We start from the raw sequence: 22,958 nt of genomic DNA on the forward strand, positions 1-22,958 counted from the left end.
CGGCCCTCAATCGGCCCGGATCACGCCGCGGCGCAGCTGATCGCGCTCCATCGATTCGAACAGCGCCTTGAAGTTGCCTTCGCCGAAGCCGTCGTCGCCCTTGCGCTGGATGAACTCGAAGAACACCGGACCCAGCAAGGTCTGCGAGAAGATCTGCAGCAGCAGGCGAGGCGCACCGCCCTGGGTGCTGCCGTCGAGCAGGATGCCGCGGGTCTGCAGCGCGCTGACGTTCTCGCCATGGCCGGGCAGCCGTTCTTCCAGCATCTCGTAATACGCCGGGCCGGGCGCGGTCATCAGCGGAATGCCGGCCAGCGCGAGCTGGTCGATCGTGCCCGGCAGGTCGTCCGTCAGCAGGGCCACGTGCTGGATGCCCTCGCCGCTGAACTGCATCAGGAACTCCTCGATCTGGCCGCTGCCCTTGCTCGACTCCTCGTTCAGCGGGATGCGGATCTTGCCGTCCGGTGCGGTCATGGCCTTGCTGGTCAGCCCGGTGTATTCGCCCTGGATGTCGAAGTAGCGGATCTCGCGGAAGTTGAACAGGCGCTCGTAGAAGTTCGCCCAGAAGGCCATGCGGCCGCGGTAGACGTTGTGCGTCAGGTGGTCGATCAGCTTCAGGCCGTGGCCGACCGGCCGCCGCGGCACCCCCTCGATGAACTCGAAGTCGATGTCGTAGATGGACTTGCCGTCCTCGAAGCGGTCGATCAGGTACAGCGGCGCGCCGCCGATGCCCTTGATCGCCGGCAGGCGCAACTCCATCGGCCCGGTGGGAATCTCGACCGGCTGCGCACCCAGTTCCAGCGCGCGGGCGTAGGCCCGGTGCGAATCCTGGACGCGAAACGCCATCCCGCAGGCCGACGGGCCGTGCTCGGCCGCGAAGTAGCCGGCGACGCTGCGAGGTTCGTTGTTGACGATGAAATTGATCTCGCCCTGGCGGAACAGCGAGACGTTCTTGGACCGGTGCCGCGCGACCAGCGAGAAGCCCATCTTCTCGAACAGCGGTTCCAGCATTCCGGGGACGGGGGACGCGAACTCGACGAACTCGAACCCCATGAGGCCCATGGGGTTGTCAAACAAATCAGCCATTGCAAGGCTCCTGAAAACGGAAGGCAGACGGGCCTGCGCGCCCCGGATCGGGCGTGCAGGCGGACGGTTCAGAGACCCAACCGGTTCACAGGCGGAGAGCACGGCAGGCCCCGCACGCTGCGTGCGAGGTGATCGCCGATCACACCTTGAAAGACGAAGTTCGTCATGGCGCGCATGGTAGTGACATTTCGCAGCGCTGCCCATCCGCACAAGTGCCGACGCCCGCTCGGCAGACCCACCGACAGGGCCGGCACGCGGGCCGGGATGACGTGCCCGGCGCAACGTGCCAAGCTGTCGGCATCGCGGCCATCGATGCTGAAAGGCGGACTCCCATGGACAGTCACTTCCACCCCCTCGGCGACCTGTTCCGCCAACTGGGTCTGCCGGGCGATGTCGCCGGCATCGAGCACTTCCTGCGCACCGCGGGCCCGCTGCCCAGGGGCATGGCGCTGGCCGACGCGCCGGTGTGGAGCGCCAGCCAGGCCCAGTTCCTGCGCGAGCAATGGGCGAACGACGCCGACTGGGCCGAAGTGGTCGACGCGCTGGACGCCTTGATGCGCGGCTGAGCCCCGGTCGCCCGGCAGGGACGGCCCACCGCGCGCCGCCCCCGGGTTTTCACCGTCTCCCATGACTTGCGTCAAACAAGCGTCGGACGATACATTATCCGACCGATCGGTCGGTGAATTCTGAACAGCGCAAGCCTCGGCTTGCACGCACCGGTCGCCTCGCCTCGACAAAGGACGACGCATGTACACCCAAGCCATGGACACGATGGGCAAGGACGAGGGCAGCCCGCCCCGGGCCTTGCGCTCCGCCGAGGAGTTGCAGCACCAGCAGGCCTTCGATGCCCGCATCGACGCGGGCGATTTCATCGAGGCCAAGGACTGGATGCCCGACGACTACCGCAAGACCCTGCTGCGCCAGATCAGCCAGCATGCACACAGCGAGATCGTCGGCATGCTGCCCGAGGGCAACTGGGTGACGCGTGCACCGACGCTCAAGCGCAAGGCCATCCTGCTGGCCAAGATCCAGGACGAAGGCGGCCACGGCCTGTACCTCTACGCCGCCGCCGAGACCTTGGGGCAAAGCCGGGACCAGTTGCTGGGCGCGCTGCACAGCGGCAAGGCCAAGTACAGCTCGATCTTCAACTACCCCACGCTGACCTGGGCCGACATCGGCACCATCGGCTGGCTGGTGGACGGCGCGGCCATCATGAACCAGGTGCCGATCTGTCGCTGCTCGTATGCGCCGTACGCACGGGCCATGATCCGCATCTGCCGCGAAGAGAGCTTCCACCAGCGCCAGGGCTACGACAGCCTGCTGGTGATGATGCAGAGCGGCACCGCCGCGCAGAAGGCCATGGTGCAGGACGCCGTGAACCGCTGGTGGTGGCCTTGCCTGATGATGTTCGGGCCGCACGATGCCGACAGCACCCACAGCGCGCAAAGCATGCGCTGGGGCATCAAGCGCATCAGCAACGACGACTTGCGTCAGAAGTTCGTCGACGCCACCGTGCAGCAGGCCCAGGTGCTGGGCGTCACCCTGCCCGATCCCGAACTGAAGTGGAACGAAGCCCGCGGCCACCACGACTTCGGCGCGATCGACTGGGACGAGTTCTGGCGCGTGGTCGGCGGCGACGGGCCCTGCAACCGTGAACGCCTGGCGATGCGCGTGCAAGCCTGGGACGACGGGGCCTGGGTGCGCGACGCCGCACTGGCCCATGCCCGCAAGAACACCCCCGAGCAACAAGCTGCCTGAAGGAGAAACGCATGAGTGACGTACACGGTGAATGGCCTTTGTTCGAAGTCTTCGTGCGCAGCAAGGCCGGGCTGGACCACAAGCACTGCGGCAGCCTGCACGCCCCCGATCCGCAGATGGCCGTGCAGATGGCGCGCGATGTCTACACCCGGCGCCAGGAGGGCACCAGCGTGTGGGTGGTCCGGTCGGACCAGATCACGGCCAGCGACCCCGCCGACAAGGACGCGTACTTCGATCCGATGGAAGACAAGGTCTACCGCCACCCGACGTTCTACAAGTTGCCGAGCTCCGTCGACCACATGTGATGCGTCGCCCGCCGCGCGCCCTGGCCTTGCCATCTCCCTCCGACCGCCCCACCCCATGAACGCCACCTCGTCCTCCATCAGCCCGAGCCGTGCGCCCGAGGTGCAGTACGTGCTGCGCCTGGCCGACACCTGCCTGATCCTCGCCCAGCGCCTGTCGGAATGGTGCGGCCATGCGCCGGCGCTGGAAGAAGACCTGGCCTTGACCAACATGGCGCAGGACCTGATCGGCCAGGCCCGCTCGCTGCTGACCCACGCCGGCCGGCTGGGCGCGGCCGCGGCCGGCACCGCGCCGCTCGACGAAGACCAGCTCGCCTTCCTGCGCGACGAGCGCGACTACCTGAACCCCACGCTGGTTGAATTGCCGAACGGCCGGGGCGGCCAGCGCGATTTCGCCGTCACCGTGCTGCGCAACCTGGTGGCCGCCTGGTGGCTGCGGGCCCAGTGGGAGCATCTGGCCTCGTCCAACGACGGCGAACTCGCCGCCATCGCCGGCAAGGCCGTGAAGGAAGCGCGCTACCACGTGCGCCATGCGGCCGACTGGGTGCTGCGCCTGGGCGACGGCACGGCCGAATCGGCTCGCCGCATGCAGGCCGCCGTCGACGAGCTGTGGCGCTACGTGCCCGAGCTGTTCGAGGACGACGCGGTGGACCGGCACGCCGCCGCCACCGGCCTGGGGCCGGCGGTCTCCCAGCTGCGCCCGGCCTTCGATGCCGAAATGGCGGAATTGCTGGCTGCCGCACATCTGGTGGCCCCGGCGCCCAGCGCGTTTCGCAGCACCGGCAGGCGAGGTGTGCACAGCGAACACCTGGGCCATCTGCTGACCGAGATGCAATACCTTCAGCGCGCCTACCCCGGGGGCGCCTGGTGAGCGAGCCCGCCGTGGCGGCCGACGCGCAGCGCCGCGCCCGCATCGAACGCGTGTGGGCCGTGCTGGACACGGTGCCCGACCCCGAAGTGCCGGCGATCTCGGTCTGCGAGCTGGGCATCGTGCGCGAGGTCCGGATCGATGCCTCGACCGAGAACGTGGAAGTGGTGCTGACCCCCACCTACTCGGGCTGCCCGGCCACCGAGATCATCGAGCGCAGCGTGCTGGACGCGCTGAACGAGGCCGGCCTCGGTCCCGCCCGCGCGACGCTGCAGCGCCACCCGGCCTGGACCACCGACTGGCTCAGCGAGGCCGGCCGCGCCAAGCTGCAGGCCTATGGCATCGCACCGCCCGGCCCCACCGACCCGGCCGCGGGCGTGCCGATCCGCCTGGTCGGCGCACGCCCGGCCACCGCCAGCGTGCCCTGTCCGCGCTGCGGCAGCGATCGAACCGAGCGCCTGTCGGCCTTCGGCTCCACGCCCTGCAAGGCCTTGTACCGCTGCGTGGCCTGCCGCGAACCGTTCGAGCATTTCAAACCGATCTGAGACAAAGGCGACACGATGAGCGTTCTGTTCCATCCGCTCCAGGTGCGGCACATCGAACCCGATACCGCCGAGGCGGTGATCGTCAGCTTTGCGGTACCGGCCGAGCTGCGCGAGACCTTCGGCTTCACCCAGGGCCAGTACCTGACGCTGCGCCACACGGTCGATGGGCAGGATCTGCGCCGCTCGTACTCGATCTGCGCCGGCGTCGACGACGGCGAGCTGCGCGTGGGCGTGCGCAAGGTCAAGGGCGGCGTGTTCTCGAACTGGATCAACAGCCAGCTCAAGGTGGGCGACACCCTGCAGGTCATGGCACCGCAGGGCCGCTTCTTCGTGCCGATCCAGCCCGGGGCGCAGCGCCACTTCGTCGGCATCGCCGGCGGCAGCGGCATCACCCCCATCCTGTCGATCATGAAGACGGTGCTGGCGCGCGAACCCGGCAGCCGCTTCACGCTGATCTACGGCAATCGCGCGCTGCAGTCCACGATGTTCAAGGAAGAGATCGAGGACCTGAAGAACCGCTACATGACCCGCCTGGCGCTGCACCATGTGTTCTCCGACGAGCAGACCGACGCCGCGATCAACCACGGCCTGATGGACCGCAGCAAGATCGGCGAATTCCTGCACGGCCTGGTGCCCGCCGCCAACATCGCGCACGCCTTCGTGTGCGGTCCGTTCCAGATGAACGACGAAGCCGAGGCGGCGCTGACCGCGGCCGGCGTGCCCGAGGACCGCATCCACATCGAGCGCTTCGGGGTGGCCCCGGGCGGCGCCGCCGCCGATGCCGCGCGCGACGCGGTGATCCACGAGGCGCTGCCCGGCGACGCCGACGGCGCGCGCATCACGCTGATCCGCGACGGCCTGTCGCGCGACATCGTGTTCCGCAAGGACCAGCCCAGCATCCTCGACGCGGCCAGCGCCGCCGGCCTGGAAGTGCCGTTCAGCTGCACCTCGGGCGTGTGCGGCACCTGCCGCGCCAAGCTGGTCGAAGGCCAGGTGCGCATGGAGCGCAACTTCGCGCTCGACAAGAACGAGGTCGCTGCCGGCTATGTGCTGTGCTGCCAGGCCCATCCCTTGAGCGAGCGCGTGATCCTCAGCTTCGATGACCGCTGATGGGCCCTCCGCCTGCAGCGCCGACGGCCCGGCCATGCGGGTTCCGCGGCGGCCGCTGGACGACGCCCACCGAACGACCCGCCTGAACCTGCAGCCTCTTCGGCTGCGACACCCATGACCATCACCCACTTGCAAAGCTTCATCGCCGGCCGCTGGTTCGGCCAGACACCGGCTCAGACCCTGCGCAGCGCGGTCAACGGGCGGCCGGTGTACGCCACCCACGCCGAGGCGATCGACTTCGCCGAGGCGGTGCACCATGCCCGCACGGTCGGCCTGCCGTCGCTGATGGCGCTGGACTTCCAGCAGCGCGCGGCCCGGTTGAAGGCGCTGGCCAAATACCTGAACGAGCACAAGGAGCAGCTCTACGCCGTCTCGGCCCATACCGGCGCGACGCGGGCCGACAGCTGGATCGACATCGAAGGCGGCACCGGCACGCTGTTCGCCTACGCCAGCGCCGGCTCGAACGAATTGCCTTCGGGCAACCTGTGGCACGAAGGCCCGGTGCTGGGACTGGGCAAGACCGGCTGCTTCGCCGGCACCCACATCCTCGTGCCGCGCGGCGGGCTGGCGGTGCACATCAACGCCTTCAACTTCCCCATCTGGGGCCTGCTGGAGAAGTTCGCGCCCAGCTTCCTGGCCGGCATGCCTTGCATCGGCAAGCCCGCCAGCGCGACCAGCTACCTGACCGAGGCCGCGGTGCGCCTGATCGCCGACAGCGGCCTCCTGCCGGCCGGCGCGCTGCAGCTGGTGATCGGCGGCACCGGCGATCTGCTCGGCCGCCTGGACGGCCGCGACGTGGTCACCTTCACCGGCTCGGCCGACACCGCAGCCAAGCTGCGCGTGCATCCCACCCTGGTGGCGCACAGCGTGCCGTTCAATGCCGAGGCCGACTCCCTCAACTGCGCGATCCTGGCGCCGGACGTCACCCCCGACGACGAGGAGTTCGATCTCTTCGTCAAGGAAGTGGCGCGCGAGATGACGGTCAAGGCCGGCCAGAAGTGCACGGCCATCCGGCGGGCGATCGTGCCGCGCCAGCACCTCGACGCGGTGGCCCAGGCCCTGCGCGCCCGACTCGCCAAGGTCGTCGTCGGAGACCCGCTCCGCGACGGCGTGAAGATGGGCCCGCTGGCCTCGCACGATCAGGTCCGCGACGTGGCCGAACGCGTCGCGCGGCTGCAGCAGGACACCGAGACGGTGTTCGGCGCCAGGGACGGCTTCGCGCCGCAGGGCGATGGCGTCGCCGATGGCGCCTTCTTCGCCCCCACGCTGCTGCTGGCGCGGCAGCCGCTGGCGAACGACGCGGTCCACGACATCGAGGCCTTCGGCCCGGTCAGCACGCTGATGGCCTACGACGATCTCGACCAGGCCCTGGCGCTGGCGGCCCGGGGTCGCGGCAGCCTGGTCGGCACGCTGGTGACCCGCAGCCCGCAGATTGCGGCCCGGGCGATTCCGGTGGCCGCCGCACTGCACGGCCGCCTGCTGGTGCTGGACCGGGAGGCCGCCCCCGAATCGACCGGCCATGGCAGCCCGTTGCCGATGCTCAAGCACGGCGGCCCGGGCCGCGCGGGAGGCGGCGAGGAACTGGGCGGCATGCGCGCGGTCAAGCACTACCTGCAACGCACCGCGCTGCAAGGCTCACCGACGATGCTGGCGGCCGTGACCGGCGAATACGTCCGCGGCGCCGCACGCATCACGACCGAGCTGCACCCGTTCCGCCGCCACTTCGGGGATCTGCAGATCGGCGAGAGCCTGCTGACGCACCGCCGCACCGTCACCGAGGCCGACCTCGTCAACTTCGGCGGCATCTCGGGCGATTACTTCTACATGCACTTCGACGAGATCGCTGCGAAGGACACGCAGTTCGGCCAGCGCATCGCGCATGGCTATTTCGTGCTGTCGGCCGCCGCCGGCCTGTTCGTCAGCCCCGCTCCGGGGCCGGTGCTGGCCAACTACGGCCTGGACACGCTGCGCTTCGTGAAGCCGGTCGCCATCGGCGACACCATCCAGGCACGGCTGACCGCCAAGCGCAAGATCGACCGATTCAAGGTCGACGCGAAGGGCGTGGGCCAGGGCGTGGTCGCCTGGGACGTGGAAGTCAGCAACCAACTCGGCGAGCTGGTCGCCAGCTACGACATCCTGACGTTGGTGGCCAAAAAGGCCTGACCGAGCGCGGCAGGCTCAACGCCCGCTGCCCGACGGGTAGATCGCCAGAAAGCCGTTCGCCCATTGCGGGCCGCGGTGCTCGTCCAGCTCGCGCATGCGGTGCTCCAGATCGCTGATGTCCTGGGCTTCCGCCAGGTAGCGTTCATCGGCGTTCAGGCTGGGGGTATGGGTCGAATGGAAGGCGGCGCGAAACGCGCCCAGGGTGGCAATGATGGGGTTCATGATGAGTCGGTGCGAGTGCCGCCGGGTAGGCGACTTGAGTGTGATGGCGGCGGTTTCGGCGTGTGGCCGGCTACCGTCCTGTTATCCGGGACCCTAGGGTTATCCCGTGGTTTAAGTATAAACCCTAGGTTGATCCCCCTCCTGGGATCAGGCCCACGAACCCAGGCCATTTGTCACTCTTTCTCGATCCAGCTCAAACCCGGCCCCGCGCTCGCCACGGGCCGGTCGTGGCGGCAGGCCACCGCACGCCGACAGGGGTACTGGCTCGGTCCGGCCTCAGGCCAGCTGCGTCGTTGAGAGGTAGTCGCGGCGGAAGGCCTCGAAGCTGCCGGTCTGCTGCGCCTCCAGCCGGGCCTGGGCGTCGCGTGACGCCTCGGCCATCTCGCTCCAGCGCTGCCAGGCCGATGCCGGCATCGGGCGCTCCAGCCAGGCTTGGCGGGCTGCCCTCGACCGGTGAATCAAGAACGGCAGGCGCTGGCCGCCATGATCGGCTCGCAGGGCTTGCAGCACCCGGGCCGACGGCAGCGTGTCGGGCTCGCGCAACCCCGCCATGGCGAGCCGCACCGCTGTGGCATGCAGGTTGCCGCCGGCCACCGCGTCCAGTCGCTCGGCCGCGCCAAGGCAGCCTTCCAGCACCTCGGCGGCCCAGTCGGTCAGCGCCACGGTCCGGCCGCCGCGCTCCAGGCGCAGGCCGGGTTCCCGGCCGCGGGCCGCCGTCAGGTGCTGGTTGCGGGCCAGTTCGGCATTTTCCTGGGGACTGTCGGGCGGACTGTCGCTGGTCAGGCAATGCAGCAGGAAGGCGTCGAGCACCCGCATCGTGTCGGCCGACAGGCCGGCGTCCTCGAACGGATTCAAGTCGATGCAGCGAACCTCGACATATTCGACCCCACGCTCACGCAGCGCGTGCAGCGGGCGCTCGCCGGAGCGGATCGGGCGCTTGGGGCGGATCGTGCCGTAGAACTCGTTCTCGATCTGCAGCAGCGTGGTCGAGAGTTGGCGGTATTCGCCGTCGGCGCCTTGCAGGCCGATCGCCTCGTAGGCCGGATAACGCCGGGTCAGCGCCTCCTGCAGGCTGGCGCCATAGCCTTCGAGGTCGTTGTAGCTGACCGCCAGCGAGGCCTGGGCGTCGCTCTGGTAGCCCAGCTTGCCCATCCGCAGCGAGGTCGCCCACGGCAGGTACAGCGTGTCGTCGCCCAAGGGCTCCAGGCCATGCGGAAACCCCTCGACGAAGGAGCGCTCGACCGCCGGCGACGCCCCGAACAACAGCAGCAGCACGAAGGCCTTGCGCCGCACATTGCGGATCAGCGCGAAGTACTGGTCGTTGTCCAGGCCCGGCAGCGACCAGTTGTAGTGGATGCCGCAGATGGTCTGCATGCGCCGGCCATAGCGATAGCCCAGGCCTCGGCGATAGATCGTCTTGGCCTGGCCGATGTGCGAGCTGCCGTACCGGCCCAGCGGGATCTCGTCGTCGCCCGGCAAGGTGCAGGGCATGCTGCCCACCCACATGCACTCGTCGCCGATCGCGCGCGCCACCACCTGGTGCAGTTCGGCCAGTTCCGCCAGGCAGGACTCGGCGCTGTCATGCACGCCGGTGACCAATTCGAGCTGTGATTCGCTGAAGTCGGTGGTGATGTGCGGATGGGTCAGTGCCGAGCCCAGCGCGGCCGGATGCGGCGTCGTCGCCAGCGTGCCGTCCGGTCGCACCCGCAGCCCCTCCTTCTCGACGCCGCGACGCATGCCGGCCAGTTGTGCCGAACTCAAGGCCTGCAGGCGAGGGGTGGGTGGGGTCAAACCGGTCTCCAAGGAGGTCGTGGGGCCGCCATTGGACCGCATTCCCGTGTCAGGCGTACGGCATGGGGTCTTGGCTGCCGGGCCGCTTGCGCTGGCTCAAGTCCGGCCCGGGTCCGGTCGAAGATGCTGCAAAGCGGGTTGGGAATCGAACTTGCTTCAACCGTTTTGACCTTTGCCGCGTTGAACCCGCCATGTGCCTGATCATCAAGAAGCCCGCCGGACGCCCCCTCTGCGACGCCTTCCTGGAAAACGCCTGGCGCCACAACCGCGATGGTTGGGGCAGTTTCCACCTCCACGCCGGGCGTCCGGTCTGGCACAAGGGCATGGATCTGGCCAGCTTGCTGGCCCACCAACGGGCCCTGCCCGACAGCGACGAGGTGTACCTCCACCTGCGCCGCGCCACCTTCGGGCCGGTCAACGACGCGATGGCCCACCCCTTCGTGGTGCGCCAGTGGCCCGGCAGCAGCCTGCTGCTGATGCACAACGGCAGCATCAACGCCTTGACGCCCAACGACGCCACCCAAAGCGACACCGCCGTGCTGGCCCGCCTGCTGGGCGACCTGCTGACCGGCCTGAGTGCCGCGCAAGCGGCGCGCCTGCTGCGCAGCGCCGGCTTCGCCCGACTGCTGGCCCCGTTGATCGAAGGTTCGATGGTGGTCTTGCTCGACGCGGCCGGCGCGCTTCGCCTGGGCCGCGACTGGCACGTCGTGCAGGCCGGTGAATGGCATGCCGGCATGGCAGGCATCGAAGTCTCGAACACCCGAACCTGGCTCCCATCCGAGCAGCCCGAAGCCTTGGCCGCGTGAACCGGGCGCGCAGGCCCGGCGCGGATCGCACCCACACCGCCGAACCCACACGGCCGCACCCACACCGCCGACCGGACCCGGTACCTGCCGTGGCGCGCTCAGCCGCCGGCCTGCAAGGCCCGCGCGATGCGCTGCCTCGGCACGGTCGACCGGGGCAGCTTGAAGCGCACGCCGCTGAACCAGCTGCGCACATCCTCGTCCAGCCCGATGCCGTGCATGAAGTTGTAGATCGCCTTTTTCAGCCCCGGTGCCAGCGCATCGTGGTCGCAGCCGGTGGGGTCGACGAATCCGACGTCGTTCTTCGCGAAGCGTCCGGGCGGCAGCGGCAGCAGCGTGATGCCGTAGGCCGCCGGATTCAGGCCCACCGGTGAATGCACCGTGCAGGCGAAGCGGTGGAAGAAGCCGCTGTGCAGGCAGCCGTTGTCGAACAGCTGGCGCACGTATTCCAGCGCATCGACCGTGTCCTGCACGGTCTGGGTCGGGAAGCCGTACATCAGGTAGGCATGCACCAGCACGCCGGCATCGGCGAAGCCCTTGGTGACGCGCGCCACCTGATCCACCGAGACGCCCTTTTGCATCAGCTGGAGCAGGCGGTCCGAGGCCACCTCCAGGCCGCCCGAGATCGCAATGCAGCCGCTGTCGGCCAGCAACTGGCACAGCGCGGGCGTGAAGGTCTTCTCGAAGCGGATGTTGCCCCACCAGCTGATGTTCACGCGCCGCGCGATCAGTTCCTGCGCCAGGGCCTTGAGCGCCTTGGGCGGCGCGGCTTCGTCGACGAAGTGGAAGCCGGTCTGGCCGGTCTCGGCGACGATGGCCTCGATGCGGTCCACCAGCAGCGCGGCCGAGGCGCCCTCGTAGCGCGAGATGTAGTCCAGGCTCACGTCGCAGAAGCTGCACTTCTTCCAGTAGCAGCCCTGGGCCACGGTGAGCTTGTTCCAGCGCCCGTCGCTCCACAGCCGGTTCATCGGGTTGAGCATGTCCAGCAGCGAGAGGTAGCGGTCCAGCGGCAGGCCGTCCCAGGTGGGCGTCCCCACCTGGTCGAAGGCGATGTCGGGCTCGGGAAAGTTCAGGTAGCGCACGGCGCCGTCTGCGTCGCGCACGAAGCTGCGCACCAGCCGTTCGCGCGAACGCCGCCCCTGCAAATGTTCGACCAGCGCCAGCAGCGGCCGTTCGCCCGCATCCAGGGTGACCACGTCGACCCAGTCGAACAGCCGCGGCTCGGCCAGGTCCCGCAACTCGGTGTTGACGAAACCGCCGCCCAGCGCGACGGTGATGCCGGCATCCACCGCCTTGACCGCCTGGGCGATCCGCAGCGCGGCATAGACCGCCCCCGGAAACGGTACGGACAGCAGCACCAGCTGCGGTCGATGGCGCGCGACCGCCTCTCGTGCCAACCGCTGCAGCGTGCGGTCGAGCAGGTTGGGCGGCGCGGCCAGCGCCTCGGCCAACGGGTCGAAGCTGGGCTGGCTGGTGGCCAGCTTCTCGGCGTAGCGCACGAACTCGAAGCGCGGATCCACCGCGTCGCGCAGCACGTCGGCCAGGTCGTTCAGGTACAGCGTGGCCAGGTGGCGCGCGCGGTCCTGCAGGCCCAGCGCACCGAAGGCCCAGGCCAGCGGATCGCCACCGTCGTCGTGCAGGTAGTTCTCCAGCGACGCGAAGCGCGGCCCTTCGGGCAGAAAGGCGCGGGTGTTGATGCGATGCGCCAGCGTCGCGTCGCGGCCCTGCAGGAAAGCCAGGGTCGGCGCGATCGTGGCCTGGTAGCGCTCGAAGCCGACCAGGAACTGCTGCACCGAGGGCGTGGGGCGGGTCGCGGCCCGGGCCGCGTCGCGCAGGTCGGCCAGGCCCGCGGGGGTCAGCAGCGCCAGCACCAGGGCCAGCGCGAGGTCGTCCTGCACCGCATCGATGCCGCGAGAGCGCAGGAACCCGGTCAGATAGGCGGTGGACGGGTAAGGCGTGTTGAGCTGGGTCATCGGCGGGATCAGGCTCAGGACCTTGACCGATGTGCCGCCTGCCGGGACGGAGTCATTCATGCGCCAAGGGTAGCCCAAGCCGTGCCGGCGACGTCGCCCTCTAGAATCGCAGCCCCGGTGCCAGGCATGCCTCGCCCAGTGCCCGATTGCCGACGAGCCCGCCATGACCGCCTCTGCCCCCCGCCCCGGATTCGCCACCGAACAGGTGCATGCCGACCGCCAGTTCGGCGTCGAGCATGGTGGTTTGCGCAAGCCCATCCACACCTCGGTGCAATACGGATTCGACCAGGTCGAGGACCTGATCGGCGTGTTCCAGGGCACCGTCAAGGGCGGCTTCAACTACGCCCGCCAGGGCACGCCCACCACGGCGGCGCTGGAATCGCGCCTCAGCCGCATGGAGGGCGGCGTGGGCACGGTGAGCTTCGCCACCGGCATGGCCGCCATCAGCGCGATCCTGTTCACCCTGCTCAAGAGCGGCGATCACATCGTCAGCAGCCAGTACGTCTTCGGCAACACCAACAGCCTGCTGGGCACGATCGAGAACTTCGGCGTCGCCGTCAGCCGGGTCGACGCCTGCGCGGTGGCGGCGGTGGCCGCCGCGCTGCGGCCCGAGACCCGCATGGTCTTCGTCGAGACCGTCGCCAACCCCGGAACCCAGATCCCCGACCTGGAGGCCATCGGCGCGTTGTGCCGCGAGCGCGGCATCGTCTATGTCGTGGACAACACCGTCACCTCGCCCTGGCTGTTCCAGCCCCGCACGGTCGGCGCATCGCTGGTGGTGAACTCGCTGACCAAGTCGGTCGCCGGCCACGGCTCGGCCTTGGGCGGCGCGGTGACCGACACCGGTCTGTTCGACTGGACCGTCCATCCGAACATCGCGGCGCCGTATCGCCGCGGCGATCCGCGCCAATGGGGCCTGCAGCAGATCCGCAAGAAGGGCTTGCGCGACATGGGCGGCACGCTGTCCAGCGAGCAGGCGCACCAGATCGCCAGCGGCGCCGAGACCCTCGCGCTGCGCGTGGACCGCGCCAGCCAGACCGCGCTGGCCCTGGCGACCCATCTGCAGCGTCACCCGGCCGTGGCGGCCGTGCACTATCCGATGCTGGCCAGCCATCCGCAGCACGAGCGGGCGATGCGCTGGTTCAAGGCCGGCACCTGGCTGATGGCGTTCGAGCTGCGCGACAGCACCCGCCTGAACGAGGTGCTCAACCGCCTGCAGCTGGCGGTCAAGGCGACCGGCCTGGGGGACACGCGGACCCTGGTCATCCCGGTCGCACCGACGATCTTCTGGGAGGCCGGTGCCGAGGTGCGCGCGCGCATGGGCATCGCCGACGGCCTGATCCGGGTGTCGGTCGGCCTGGAAGACCTGGCCGACCTGGTGGCGGATTTCGATCAGGCGCTGGCCTGACGGCCGCGCCCGACGCCGGGCCTCAGCGGGCCGGCGGCTCCGGCAGGGCCTCGATCGGCCCGAGCAGGAACACGAACGAGGCCATGCCCACCAGCAGGATGACGCCGGCGACGATGAAGGCGTTCGCGAACGACTGGGTGCTGCCGACGATGTAGCCGGTGACGATGGGCGCGACCGCCCCCATCATGTTGTTGGCGAAGTTCATGATGCCGCCGACCGTGCCGACGCCGCCCTTGGGCGCGATCAGCGAGGGCAGCGACCAGCCCACCGGCGCGGCGGCGGCCAACCCGCTCAGCGCCACCGAGATCCAGATGATGGCGATCGTCGGGTCGGTCGTCGTGGTGGCGCCGAACACCGCCAGGCCGAAGAACATGCCGACCAGCAGCACGGTCTTGCGCACCCGGGTCTCGTCGTGGCCGCGCGAGATCAGGTGGTCGATCAGCCAGCCGCCGACGACCAGGTCGGCCACGGTGGCGCACAGCCACGGGATGGCCGCGTAGCTTGCCGATTTGAGGATGCTCATGTGCATCGTCTGCACCAGGTAGCCCGGCAGCCAGGTCAGGAACAGGTAGAAGCAGTAGCCGTACGCGGCGAAGCCGATCGACAGGCCCCAGACCTTGCGGTTGCCCAGCAGGTAGGCCAGCATGCCGGCCGGGTTGGCGCTGAGCTGCCCCTCGGGCGTGGCGCCGTTCGAAGTGATGTACTCGCGCTCCTGCGCGGACAGGTCCGGATGCTGGCTCGGATCGCGGTAGATCAGGTAGAACGCGATGAAGAATGCGAAGCTGAACGCCGCCACCAGGCCGAAGCCCCAGCGCCAGCCCAGGTTCACCACCGCCAGCGCGATCAAGGGCACGCCGATCACGTTCGAGAACTTGGCGGCGGCATCGAACAGCGCGGTCGACATCGCTCGCTCCTTGCGCGGGAACCAGTAGCCGGTGGCCTTCGAGTTCGCCGGGAAGCTGGGCGCCTCGGCGATGCCCAGCAGCAGCCGGGCCAGGAAGATCCCGACGAAGCCGCCGGCGCAGGCGGTGATCGTCGACGCCAGCCCCCACAGAAACGCGCCCCAGCGCCCGATGCGGGTCACACCGAAGCGGTCCAGGAACAGGCCGGCCGGGATCTGCAGCAGCGCATAGCTCCAGAAGAAGCCGCTGAACAGCAGGCCGAGCTGCGTCGCGCTCAGGCCGAACTCGTGCTGCAGCTGCGGCCCGGCCACCGACAGGCTGATCCGGTCGAAATAGTTGATCAGCACGCCGGCGCCGATCAGGCCGCCGATGCGCCAGCGAAGGCGCGGAACAGTCGACACAGGGGTGGGGTTCACGGTGAGGTCCTTCAGGCGAGGGTCAGGAGGAGGAAGAAAGGCGCATCCAGCGGATGACGTCGGAACACGCCTCGGGGGTGGCCTGGGTGGCGTCGAGGCGCAGCACGCCGTCCTCGCCCACGGGCGGCTCGAGCGCGGCGAACTGGCTGTCGACCAGGCCGGGGTGGAAGAAGTGCTCGCCGGCACGGGCCTGCACGCGCTGCAGCGCCAGCTCCCGCGAGATGTCGAGGTGCACGAAGCCCAGGCCCGGCGCCGCCGCACGCAGGCGATCGCGGTACGCCCGCTTGAGGGCCGAGCAGCTCAGCACCGCGCCGTCGGGGTGGCGGGCGAGCACCCGTCCCAGCGCGTCGAGCCAATCGGCGCGGTCGGCATCGGTGAGCGCGACGCCGGCCTGCATGCGGGCGATGTTGCGTGCGCTGTGAAAGGCGTCGCCCTCGATCATCGGCCAGCCCAGCCGAGCGCCCAGGGCCTCGGCCAGGCTGGACTTGCCGCAGCCGGAGACGCCCATCACGACCAGCCGCGTCGGCGCGAAGAAGGCCGGGTCCGAGGATCGGGTGGCGATGGCATCTGGCATCATTCAGACATCCCAAGTTGGATAGCGCTATCCCGTTTGGGTTGAAAAATGCGCTCGATGTCGAGGAGCGCTTTTCAATCAACGGCACGGAAGATTGGATAGCGCTATCCTAACCAGTTTCGAGCACCACCAACCTAGGGTTTTCGCGAAGATGACGGCCCCCCCCTCCCCCCGTTCCAGCCGAGCCACCGGCCGCGCCACGCTGGCCGACGTCGCCCGCCTGGCCGAGGTCAGCGTGATGACGGCGTCGCGCGCGCTGCGCGGCACCCGACGGGTCGATGCGCAGCTGGCCCTGCGCGTCCAGGAGGCCGCCCAGAAGCTGGGCTACGTGCCCGATCCGGCGGCGCGGGCGCTGGCGTCGCAGCACAGCAACTACGTGGCGATGCTGGTCCCCTCGCTGACCAACGCGCTGTTCGTGGACCTGCTGGAAGCGGCCCAGCGCGAGCTGCGCGGCGCCGGCTTCCAGACCCTGGTTGGCGTCACCCATTACGACGACGCGGAGGAAGAGCAACTGGTGCGCGAGCACCTGCTGCACCGCCCGGCGGGCCTGCTGCTGACGGGGCTCGTCCATTCGCGCGCCACGCAGCAGCTGATCGCGGCGCAGGCCACCCCCTTCGTGTCGATGATGGAAACCTCGGCCGACCCGGCGGTCGCCAGCGTCGGGTTTTCGCAGACCGAAGCCGCGGTGGCGATGACCCGCCACCTGCTGGACCGGGGCTACCGGCGCATCGCATTCGCCGCCGCCCAGCTCGACCCGCGCACGCTGCAGCGCCTGGACGGCTGGCGCCAGGCGACGAAGGCCGCGGGCCGGCACGACGCGCGGCTCGAACTGCTGGACCCTGCGCCCTCGTCGCTGGACCTGGGCGCGCGGATGTTCCAGCAGATCCTGGCGGCCCGGCCGCAGGTCGATGCGGTCTTCTTCTGCAACGACGACCTGGCCCAGGGCGCCCTGCTGGCCGCGCTGCGCCTGGGCATCGCCGTGCCCGAGCGGATCGCGGTCGCCGGCTTCAACGACCTGCCGGCGAGCGCCCAGATGCTGCCGGCGCTGACGACCGTGCGCACCCCTCGGGCCGCGGTCGGACAGCGCTCGGCCCAGATGCTGATCTCGCTGATCCGCAAGGAAGTGCCCACGCCCCGGCAGCTCGACCTCGGCTTCGAACTGGTGCTGCGCGAGAGCAGCTGATCGCCACCCGGCCCGCGCCCGAGCCGGCCGTCGCGCGGCCTCGGGCGGTGCCCGCCGTGCCGGGTCCGCCTATGATCCGCACCTTCAACGGCAAAAAGGCACCGACCCCGGTGCCGGGCTGCATCTCGCCGCGCCTGCCCTCACCGCCGCACTCCGGCCGCTCCATGTCCTCAGTCCCCGCAGCGCCCCTCAGGCTCCCCAACGTCCGCCATGCCAGCCGCGTGCCGGCGGGCATCGCCCCCGAACAGATGGAGCGCGTGCGCCAGGCCGCCTACAACCTGCCGCAGGTGCTCAAACCAGCCGATCTGCTGCCCGAGGACGCCACCGACGTCGACGCGCGGCTCGACGCCGCCGGCCTGATCCTGCTGCAGAAGGCCGTGCCGCACCAGCGCCCCAGCCGCTGGATCTCGCCGACACTGATCGGCGCGGCGCTGCAACACCTCGACGAGATCGGCGTCGGCCGCGAGACCCGCGCGCTGATGGTCGAGCGCGGTGCCACGCTGGACGCGCTGGGCATCACCCGCAGCACCGCCGGCTGCGGCGATGGCTGGGAACGCCTGCAGCGCCAGCCCTTGACGCTCGCGCACGCGGACTGGGCCAAGCCCGGCTTGCTGAGCGTCGCGTTTCGCGCAGCGGCCTCGGCCGACGCCGTCTGGGCGTTCTTTCGCAACGGCGACAAACGGGCGCTGCTGGCCGCACTCGGCCCGGCGCCGGCCTACGAGCACGCGGCCGAATTGGTGGCCCACCTCGACCTGCTGGCCGAACGCAGCCAGTGGTGCGACGCCAAGGCGATGGATTCGCTGCTGCCCCGGCTGCAGGCCGAACTGGCGCGGCCGCAAAGCCTGGCCGAGTTCAAGACCGCCTGCACCCGCGCCCAGGATCGCTGGGAACACCAGGTCGGCGAGCAGCAGACGCTCAGCAGCCTGAACCACGAACTGGCCTTCCAGGGCTATCCGGACAGCTTCCCGATCGCCCGCCAGTTGACGCGCCGGGTGACGCTGTTCGTCGGCCCGCCCAACAGCGGCAAGACGCACGCCGCCTTCGAACGCCTGGCCGGTGCGCTCGACGGCGCCTACCTGGCGCCGCTGCGCCTGCTGGCGCTCGAAGGCCGCGACCGTCTGGTGGCGCGCGGCGTGCCCTGCTCGCTGCTGACCGGCGAGGAGAACGTGCCGGCCGATGGCGCGCGGGTGGTGTCGAGCACGATCGAAATGGTGGGCACGCGCGAGGTCATCGACGTGGCGGTGATCGACGAGGCGCAGATGATCTTCGACGCCTCGCGCGGCTGGGCCTGGACCCAGGCCATCGTCGGCGTGCCCGCGCGCGAGGTGATCATCATCTGCTCGGGCTACGCCGTGCCGGCGATCGAGAACCTGCTGGGCCTGGCCGGCGAAAGCGTGGTGGTGCGCGAGTTCGAGCGCAAGCAGCATGTGCAGCTGCTGCCGGGGCCGGTGGCGATCCCGACGCTGAAGAAGGGCGACGCGGTCGTGGCCTTCAGCCGCCGCGAGGTGCTGATGCTGCGCGACCAGATCGCCGCCAACGGCCACCCGGTGTCGGTGATCTACGGCGCGCTGCCGCCCGAGGTGCGGCGGCGCGAAGCCGAACGCTTCGCCACCGGCGAGTCGCACATCCTGGTGGCCACCGACGCGATCGGCATGGGCCTGAACCTGCCGATCCGCCGGGTCCTGTTCTCGACGATGACCAAGTTCGACGGCGTGGGCGACCGGCCGTTGAACGAATCCGAGGTGCACCAGATCGCCGGCCGCGCCGGCCGCTACGGCATCCACGAAGAGGGCTTCACCGGCGTGCTGCACGAGGCCGAGCCGGGCGCCGCGCGCACGCTCAAGGAACTGCTGCCGCGCACCCCGCGCGCGCCGCGCCATTTCAAGGCGCCGGTGGCGCCGAACTGGTGGCACGTCAGCACCATCTCGCAGCGCCTGGGCAAGCAGCGACTGCACGAGGTGCTGAGCGTGTTCATGGACCAGCTCGCGCTGGACAACGCGCACTTCGAGGTGGCCGAGCTGGAGCAGATGCTGGACCTGGCCAAGGAACTCGACGAACAGGCCGGCAGCCTCAGCCTGAAGGAGCGCTTCGTCTACGCCCAGGCGCCGGTGGACGCGCGCACCGAGCAGTTGGTGCAGCACTTCCTGTCCTGGGCCCATGAACATGCACGCAGTGGCCAGGCCGGCCGGCCCGCGGTGCTCGACGAGGTCGATGCCCACAGCCGGCTCGATCGCATGGAACAGGCGCTGCGCGCCTGCACGCTGTGGCTCTGGCTGGACCTGCGCTTTCCCGGCATCTACGGCCACCTCGACGAGGTGCTGGCGCTGCGCAACACCCTCAACGACGGCATCGAACGCCACCTCAAGGGCAAGCGCCCGCTGTGGCAGGCGCGCCGGCCTCAGGGTCGCGGCCCGGGCCGCTGAGCCCCGGCCCGCTTTCTTCTGCTTCTCATTTTCAAGGCCGTTTCATGGAAGCCTTTCTGGTGTCGACCGGGGTGGTCGCTTTGGGCGAGATGGGCGACAAGACCCAGTTGCTGGCGCTGCTGCTGGCCAGCAAGTTCCGCCGGCCGGCGCCCATCGTGGCCGGCATCCTGGTGGCGACCCTGGTCAACCACACGCTGGCCGGGGCGGTCGGCGGCTGGATCGCCCACGCGCTGGGGCCGCAGATGCTGCGCTGGGTCATCGGCGCGTCGTTCCTGGCGATGGCGGCCTGGATGTGGGTGCCCGACCGTCTCGACGACGAGGACGGCGGCGGCATCCTGCAGCGCTTCGGCGTGTTCGGCACCACCGTGCTGACCTTCTTCATGGCCGAGATGGGCGACAAGACCCAGGTCGCCACGGTGGCGCTGGCCGCGCGCTACAGCGACTTGGTCGCCGTCGTGGCCGGCACCACCACCGGCATGATGCTGGCCGACGTGCCGGCGGTCTTCCTGGGCGACGCGCTGGCCCGCAGGCTGAACCTGCCGCTGGTGCACGCCATCGCGTCGCTGATCTTCGCCGTGCTGGGCGTGCTGACGCTGCTGAACGTGGGCAAGCTGTTCTGAAAGTCCCGACCATGACCCAGACCAAGACCCGTCGCATCGCCGTGATCCCCGGCGACGGCATCGGCCGCGAGGTGATGCCCGAAGGCCTGCGCGTGGCGCAGGCCGCGGCCGCGCGCTTCGGCATCGCGCTCGAACTCGTGCCGATCGACTGGGCCAGCTGCGACTGGTACCTGGCGCACGGCGAAATGATGCCGCCCGACTGGAAGGCGCAGTTGCAGGGCATGGACGCGATCCTGTTCGGCGCGGTCGGCTGGCCGGCGACGGTGCCCGACCACATCTCGCTGTGGGGCTCGCTGCTGAAATTCCGCCGCGAGTTCGACCAGTACATCAACCTGCGGCCGGTCCGCCTGTTCGACGGCGTGCCCTGCCCGTTGGCCGGTCGCCAGGCCGGCGACATCGACTTCTTCGTGGTGCGCGAGAACACCGAAGGCGAGTACACCAAGCTCGGCGGCATCCTGTTCGAAGGCACCGAGCGCGAGATCGTGATCCAGGAATCGGTGTTCAGCCGGGTGGGTTCCGACCGGGTGTTGAAGTTCGCCTTCGAACTCGCCCAGTCGCGCCCGCGCCAGCACCTCACCGTGGCCACCAAGAGCAACGGCATCGCGATCAGCATGCCGTGGTGGGACGGCCGGGCCGACGCGATGGGCCGGCACTACCCCGCGGTGACGGTGGACAAGCAGCACATCGACATCTTGTGCGCCCGCTTCGTGCTGCAGCCCCAGCGCTTCGACGTGGTGGTGGCCAGCAACCTGTTCGGCGACATCCTGTCCGACCTGGGCCCCGCCTGCACCGGCACCATCGGCCTGGCCCCGTCGGCCAACCTGAACCCGGACGGCCTGTTCCCGTCGCTGTTCGAGCCGGTGCACGGGTCGGCGCCCGACATCTTCGGCCGCAACATCGCCAACCCGATCGCGATGATCTGGTCGGCGGCGCTGATGCTGCAGCACCTGACCCGGCGCGAGCCCGACCACGCGCAGACCGGCGCTGCCGCGCACGACGCGATCCTGGCGTCCATCGAGGCCGTGCTGCGCGACGGGCCGCGCACCCCCGATCTGGGCGGCAGCGCCAGCACCACCGAGATGGGCCAGGCGGTGGCCGCACGGCTGGCCAGCGCCTGACCGGCGATGGACGAAGACCAGTCGGCCGCGATCCCGGCCAGCTTCCTGGCGCTCTACACCGGCGCGCGTCAGCGCCTGCTGGAACCCGCCGCGGTGGTGCGCCAGCGCCACGACTTGTGCGAAGACCTGGCGCAGCAGATCGTGCCGGCCGCGCAAGGCCTGTTGCACGACAACCGGCTGGCCGAAGAGGACGTGCTGGCGCGCCTGCATGGCGCGCTGGCGGCGCCCGAAGCCGGCCTGCGCGACGGCGAGGCCGGCTGGGTCATCACGCGGGCCGCAGAGCTGCTCGGCTGGACGCTGCCGCCACCCGGCCGCTTCAGTGCGGCGCCGATGCGGTGAGCGCGGGCGCCGCGGCGTCGCCGTCGCCCGCCTTGTCGTCCGGATGCGCGCTGCCGTGCTCGTCGGCCAGGTCCGACAGGTAGTGCTGCATCAGCGCGAAGAAGCGGTCGTAGAACACCCCGGCGGGGATGGTTTCGCTGGCCACCTTGACCATCGAGTCGTCGGTCGACGACAGCGGGATCGACAGCGAGCCCAGCGCACCGACGCCGACGCTGGCCGAGTTGGAGCTTTTCTTCAGCGCGTAACGGTCCTGGATCGCGTTGACGAAGGCCGTCGCCACCTTGGAGCGTCCCTCGGGCAGGCAGACCACGTTGAACGAGATCTGCATGTGGACCTCGCCGTCGGGCTGGAAGTTCTTCATGCCGCTGACGAAATCGGGCTTGGCGCTGCTGATCTGGTAGCCCTGGCTGAGCAGGGTGCGGCGCGCGGCCTCGCAGGTGTCGGCCACGTCGGCATCGAACAGGCGCGAGTAGGTCTCGGTGTTCTCGAAGCCTTCGCGCTGGTAGACCGACACCTTGCGGGCCTCGCGGGTGGTCTCGCAACCGGCCAGCAGCAACGCGGCGGCCACGGCCCCCGCGAGCAGCAGGGCGGCGCGCAAAGCAAAGCGATGTGTCATGGGCAGGACGATACCGCAGCGGCGCGGCCGAACCGCTCGCCGCCCCTCATGCGATGATCCGCGCCGGCCGTCCCCGGCCGCCTTGCCGATGCCGACGCGCCCCGCCCTTGCCGATCCGTCCCGGCGCCGCAGCCGCTGCGCGCGCTGCCTGCGTCCCCAGGGCGCCTGCCTGTGCGCGCTGCTGCCACCGCCGCTGACCCACGCCACCGAGGTGCTGGTGCTGCAACACCCTCAGGAGCAGCGCCAGGCAAAGAACAGCGTGGCGCTGCTGCGCCTGGGCCTAGCGCGGTGCGAGGTGGTGGTGGGCGAACGCTTCGACCCCGCGGTGCTGGCCGCGCTGCTGGGGCGCCCGGGACGCCAGCCGGTGCTGCTGTACCCCGACGTGCCGGCCGCGCCGACGCCGTCGCGCATCGACGCGCCGCAGGCCGCGCTGACCCGGCTGGTGGTGATCGACGCCACCTGGCGCAAAAGCCTGCGCCTGCTGCTGGACCACCCGGCGCTGGCCGCGCTGCCCCGCCTGGCCTTGGCCGCGCCGCCGGCCACCCGCTACCGCGCCATCCGCGCCGCGCGGCGCGACGACCAGGTCTCGACGCTGGAGGCCACGGTCCACGCGCTGGCGCAGATCGAGGGGCCCACGCTGGCGACCGCGCCCTTGCTGCAGGCCTTCGACGGCTTCGTCGAACAGCTGCGGGCCCGCACGGCATCCGCGTGGCACCGCGGCGACGGCTCGACCGCCTGACC

At 70.0% G+C, this 22,958-nt stretch carries 22 protein-coding genes; 15 read left to right on the forward strand and 7 right to left on the reverse strand.

Annotated elements, in window-relative coordinates; translation table 11 throughout:
- Positions 1-6 precede the first annotated feature (6 nt).
- A complete protein-coding gene (gene hppD / locus AC0N04_RS01685; protein ID WP_474277970.1) occupies positions 7-1,083 on the reverse strand; it encodes a 4-hydroxyphenylpyruvate dioxygenase in 1,077 nt (358 codons plus the stop codon).
- Between the two features lie 332 nt (positions 1,084-1,415).
- Here hppD and AC0N04_RS01690 point away from each other — a divergent pair, with 332 nt between their 5' ends.
- From AC0N04_RS01690 to paaZ, 7 genes are all read left to right on the forward strand, one after another.
- The gene (locus AC0N04_RS01690) at positions 1,416-1,649 is read left to right on the forward strand and encodes a DUF2789 domain-containing protein (protein ID WP_474277972.1); all 234 of its coding nucleotides are present in this window, start codon (positions 1,416-1,418) and stop codon (positions 1,647-1,649) included.
- Between the two features lie 181 nt (positions 1,650-1,830).
- A complete protein-coding gene (gene paaA, locus AC0N04_RS01695) occupies positions 1,831-2,841 on the forward strand; it encodes a 1,2-phenylacetyl-CoA epoxidase subunit PaaA (RefSeq protein ID WP_474277973.1) in 1,011 nt (336 codons plus the stop codon).
- Positions 2,842-2,852: 11 nt separating this feature from the next.
- Positions 2,853-3,146 (forward strand): 1,2-phenylacetyl-CoA epoxidase subunit PaaB, encoded by a 294-nt coding sequence (paaB, locus tag AC0N04_RS01700; protein WP_474277975.1) that lies wholly within the window; start codon positions 2,853-2,855, stop codon positions 3,144-3,146.
- 55 nt (positions 3,147-3,201) lie between these two features.
- Positions 3,202-4,014 carry a 1,2-phenylacetyl-CoA epoxidase subunit PaaC gene (paaC, locus tag AC0N04_RS01705; protein WP_474277977.1) on the forward strand — a complete coding sequence of 271 codons (813 nt, stop codon included), beginning with the start codon at positions 3,202-3,204 and terminating at the stop codon, positions 4,012-4,014.
- Positions 4,008-4,556 (forward strand): 1,2-phenylacetyl-CoA epoxidase subunit PaaD, encoded by a 549-nt coding sequence (gene paaD, locus AC0N04_RS01710; RefSeq protein WP_474279034.1) that lies wholly within the window; start codon positions 4,008-4,010, stop codon positions 4,554-4,556. Before paaC ends, paaD begins: the two co-directional genes overlap by 7 nt.
- A gap of 15 nt (positions 4,557-4,571) precedes the next feature.
- On the forward strand, positions 4,572-5,666 hold the full coding sequence (paaE, locus tag AC0N04_RS01715) for a 1,2-phenylacetyl-CoA epoxidase subunit PaaE (RefSeq protein WP_474277979.1): 1,095 nt from the start codon (positions 4,572-4,574) through the stop codon (positions 5,664-5,666).
- A 114-nt stretch (positions 5,667-5,780) separates the two neighbouring features.
- The gene (paaZ, locus tag AC0N04_RS01720) at positions 5,781-7,829 is read left to right on the forward strand and encodes a phenylacetic acid degradation bifunctional protein PaaZ (RefSeq protein WP_474277981.1); all 2,049 of its coding nucleotides are present in this window, start codon (positions 5,781-5,783) and stop codon (positions 7,827-7,829) included.
- Positions 7,830-7,844: 15 nt separating this feature from the next.
- On the opposite strand, the gene AC0N04_RS01725 is transcribed toward paaZ, so the two are convergent.
- Both AC0N04_RS01725 and gshA read right to left on the reverse strand, forming a co-directional pair.
- Entirely contained in the window at positions 7,845-8,051 is a 207-nt protein-coding gene (locus tag AC0N04_RS01725; RefSeq protein ID WP_474277983.1) for a DUF3563 family protein, read from the reverse strand.
- 276 nt (positions 8,052-8,327) lie between these two features.
- Entirely contained in the window at positions 8,328-9,884 is a 1,557-nt protein-coding gene (gene gshA / locus AC0N04_RS01730; protein ID WP_474277985.1) for a glutamate--cysteine ligase, read from the reverse strand.
- A 149-nt stretch (positions 9,885-10,033) separates the two neighbouring features.
- Here gshA and AC0N04_RS01735 point away from each other — a divergent pair, with 149 nt between their 5' ends.
- Positions 10,034-10,648 carry a class II glutamine amidotransferase gene (locus tag AC0N04_RS01735; RefSeq protein ID WP_474277987.1) on the forward strand — a complete coding sequence of 205 codons (615 nt, stop codon included), beginning with the start codon at positions 10,034-10,036 and terminating at the stop codon, positions 10,646-10,648.
- Positions 10,649-10,746: 98 nt separating this feature from the next.
- On the opposite strand, the gene AC0N04_RS01740 is transcribed toward AC0N04_RS01735, so the two are convergent.
- A complete protein-coding gene (locus AC0N04_RS01740; protein ID WP_474277989.1) occupies positions 10,747-12,678 on the reverse strand; it encodes a B12-binding domain-containing radical SAM protein in 1,932 nt (643 codons plus the stop codon).
- A 103-nt stretch (positions 12,679-12,781) separates the two neighbouring features.
- Here AC0N04_RS01740 and AC0N04_RS01745 point away from each other — a divergent pair, with 103 nt between their 5' ends.
- Positions 12,782-14,026, forward strand: a complete 1,245-nt coding sequence (locus AC0N04_RS01745; RefSeq protein WP_474277991.1) for a cystathionine gamma-synthase family protein — start codon at positions 12,782-12,784, stop codon at positions 14,024-14,026.
- 22 nt (positions 14,027-14,048) lie between these two features.
- On the opposite strand, the gene AC0N04_RS01750 is transcribed toward AC0N04_RS01745, so the two are convergent.
- On the reverse strand, positions 14,049-15,344 hold the full coding sequence (locus AC0N04_RS01750) for an MFS transporter (RefSeq protein WP_474277993.1): 1,296 nt from the start codon (positions 15,342-15,344) through the stop codon (positions 14,049-14,051).
- A gap of 22 nt (positions 15,345-15,366) precedes the next feature.
- Positions 15,367-15,918 (reverse strand): gluconokinase, encoded by a 552-nt coding sequence (locus AC0N04_RS01755; protein WP_474279036.1) that lies wholly within the window; start codon positions 15,916-15,918, stop codon positions 15,367-15,369.
- 151 nt (positions 15,919-16,069) lie between these two features.
- Here AC0N04_RS01755 and gntR point away from each other — a divergent pair, with 151 nt between their 5' ends.
- From gntR to AC0N04_RS01780, 5 genes are all read left to right on the forward strand, one after another.
- A complete protein-coding gene (gene gntR / locus AC0N04_RS01760; RefSeq protein WP_474277995.1) occupies positions 16,070-17,101 on the forward strand; it encodes an HTH-type transcriptional regulator GntR in 1,032 nt (343 codons plus the stop codon).
- A 164-nt stretch (positions 17,102-17,265) separates the two neighbouring features.
- Entirely contained in the window at positions 17,266-19,524 is a 2,259-nt protein-coding gene (locus tag AC0N04_RS01765) for a helicase-related protein (protein ID WP_474277997.1), read from the forward strand.
- Between the two features lie 44 nt (positions 19,525-19,568).
- Positions 19,569-20,144: a TMEM165/GDT1 family protein gene (locus AC0N04_RS01770; protein ID WP_474277999.1), complete on the forward strand. Its 576-nt coding sequence runs from the start codon at positions 19,569-19,571 to the stop codon at positions 20,142-20,144.
- Between the two features lie 11 nt (positions 20,145-20,155).
- The gene (locus AC0N04_RS01775) at positions 20,156-21,262 is read left to right on the forward strand and encodes a tartrate dehydrogenase (protein WP_474278001.1); all 1,107 of its coding nucleotides are present in this window, start codon (positions 20,156-20,158) and stop codon (positions 21,260-21,262) included.
- 6 nt (positions 21,263-21,268) lie between these two features.
- Complete coding sequence (locus tag AC0N04_RS01780) at positions 21,269-21,601, forward strand: hypothetical protein (protein WP_474278003.1); 333 nt, start codon at positions 21,269-21,271, stop codon at positions 21,599-21,601.
- Here the strand turns inward: AC0N04_RS01780 and AC0N04_RS01785 are convergent.
- Positions 21,579-22,217, reverse strand: coding sequence for a DUF2242 domain-containing protein (locus tag AC0N04_RS01785; protein ID WP_474278005.1), 639 nt, complete (start codon positions 22,215-22,217; stop codon positions 21,579-21,581). The genes AC0N04_RS01780 and AC0N04_RS01785 overlap by 23 nt on opposite strands.
- Positions 22,218-22,305: 88 nt before the next feature.
- Here AC0N04_RS01785 and AC0N04_RS01790 point away from each other — a divergent pair, with 88 nt between their 5' ends.
- On the forward strand, positions 22,306-22,956 hold the full coding sequence (locus AC0N04_RS01790; RefSeq protein WP_474278007.1) for a DTW domain-containing protein: 651 nt from the start codon (positions 22,306-22,308) through the stop codon (positions 22,954-22,956).
- The last annotated feature ends 2 nt before the right edge of the window (positions 22,957-22,958 follow it).

Source organism: Ideonella sp. sgz306126, from assembly GCF_056032705.1.

Bases quoted from the DNA above. Each gene is read 5' to 3' on its own strand.
- paaE (WP_474277979.1), top strand. From the start codon at position 4,572: ATGAGCGTTCTGTTCCATCCGCTCCAGGTGCGGCACATCGAACCCGAT.
- hppD (WP_474277970.1), bottom strand. From the start codon at position 1,083: ATGGCTGATTTGTTTGACAACCCCATGGGCCTCATGGGGTTCGAGTTC.
- AC0N04_RS01780 (WP_474278003.1), top strand. From the start codon at position 21,269: ATGGACGAAGACCAGTCGGCCGCGATCCCGGCCAGCTTCCTGGCGCTC.
- AC0N04_RS01755 (WP_474279036.1), bottom strand. From the start codon at position 15,918: ATGCCAGATGCCATCGCCACCCGATCCTCGGACCCGGCCTTCTTCGCG.
- AC0N04_RS01725 (WP_474277983.1), bottom strand. From the start codon at position 8,051: ATGAACCCCATCATTGCCACCCTGGGCGCGTTTCGCGCCGCCTTCCAT.
- AC0N04_RS01690 (WP_474277972.1), top strand. From the start codon at position 1,416: ATGGACAGTCACTTCCACCCCCTCGGCGACCTGTTCCGCCAACTGGGT.
- AC0N04_RS01735 (WP_474277987.1), top strand. From the start codon at position 10,034: ATGTGCCTGATCATCAAGAAGCCCGCCGGACGCCCCCTCTGCGACGCC.
- paaC (WP_474277977.1), top strand. From the start codon at position 3,202: ATGAACGCCACCTCGTCCTCCATCAGCCCGAGCCGTGCGCCCGAGGTG.
- paaA (WP_474277973.1), top strand. From the start codon at position 1,831: ATGTACACCCAAGCCATGGACACGATGGGCAAGGACGAGGGCAGCCCG.
- AC0N04_RS01775 (WP_474278001.1), top strand. From the start codon at position 20,156: ATGACCCAGACCAAGACCCGTCGCATCGCCGTGATCCCCGGCGACGGC.
- gntR (WP_474277995.1), top strand. From the start codon at position 16,070: ATGACGGCCCCCCCCTCCCCCCGTTCCAGCCGAGCCACCGGCCGCGCC.
- AC0N04_RS01785 (WP_474278005.1), bottom strand. From the start codon at position 22,217: ATGACACATCGCTTTGCTTTGCGCGCCGCCCTGCTGCTCGCGGGGGCC.
- paaB (WP_474277975.1), top strand. From the start codon at position 2,853: ATGAGTGACGTACACGGTGAATGGCCTTTGTTCGAAGTCTTCGTGCGC.
- gshA (WP_474277985.1), bottom strand. From the start codon at position 9,884: ATGCGGTCCAATGGCGGCCCCACGACCTCCTTGGAGACCGGTTTGACC.
- paaZ (WP_474277981.1), top strand. From the start codon at position 5,781: ATGACCATCACCCACTTGCAAAGCTTCATCGCCGGCCGCTGGTTCGGC.
- AC0N04_RS01740 (WP_474277989.1), bottom strand. From the start codon at position 12,678: ATGAATGACTCCGTCCCGGCAGGCGGCACATCGGTCAAGGTCCTGAGC.
- AC0N04_RS01745 (WP_474277991.1), top strand. From the start codon at position 12,782: ATGACCGCCTCTGCCCCCCGCCCCGGATTCGCCACCGAACAGGTGCAT.
- AC0N04_RS01770 (WP_474277999.1), top strand. From the start codon at position 19,569: ATGGAAGCCTTTCTGGTGTCGACCGGGGTGGTCGCTTTGGGCGAGATG.
- AC0N04_RS01790 (WP_474278007.1), top strand. From the start codon at position 22,306: ATGCCGACGCGCCCCGCCCTTGCCGATCCGTCCCGGCGCCGCAGCCGC.
- AC0N04_RS01765 (WP_474277997.1), top strand. From the start codon at position 17,266: ATGTCCTCAGTCCCCGCAGCGCCCCTCAGGCTCCCCAACGTCCGCCAT.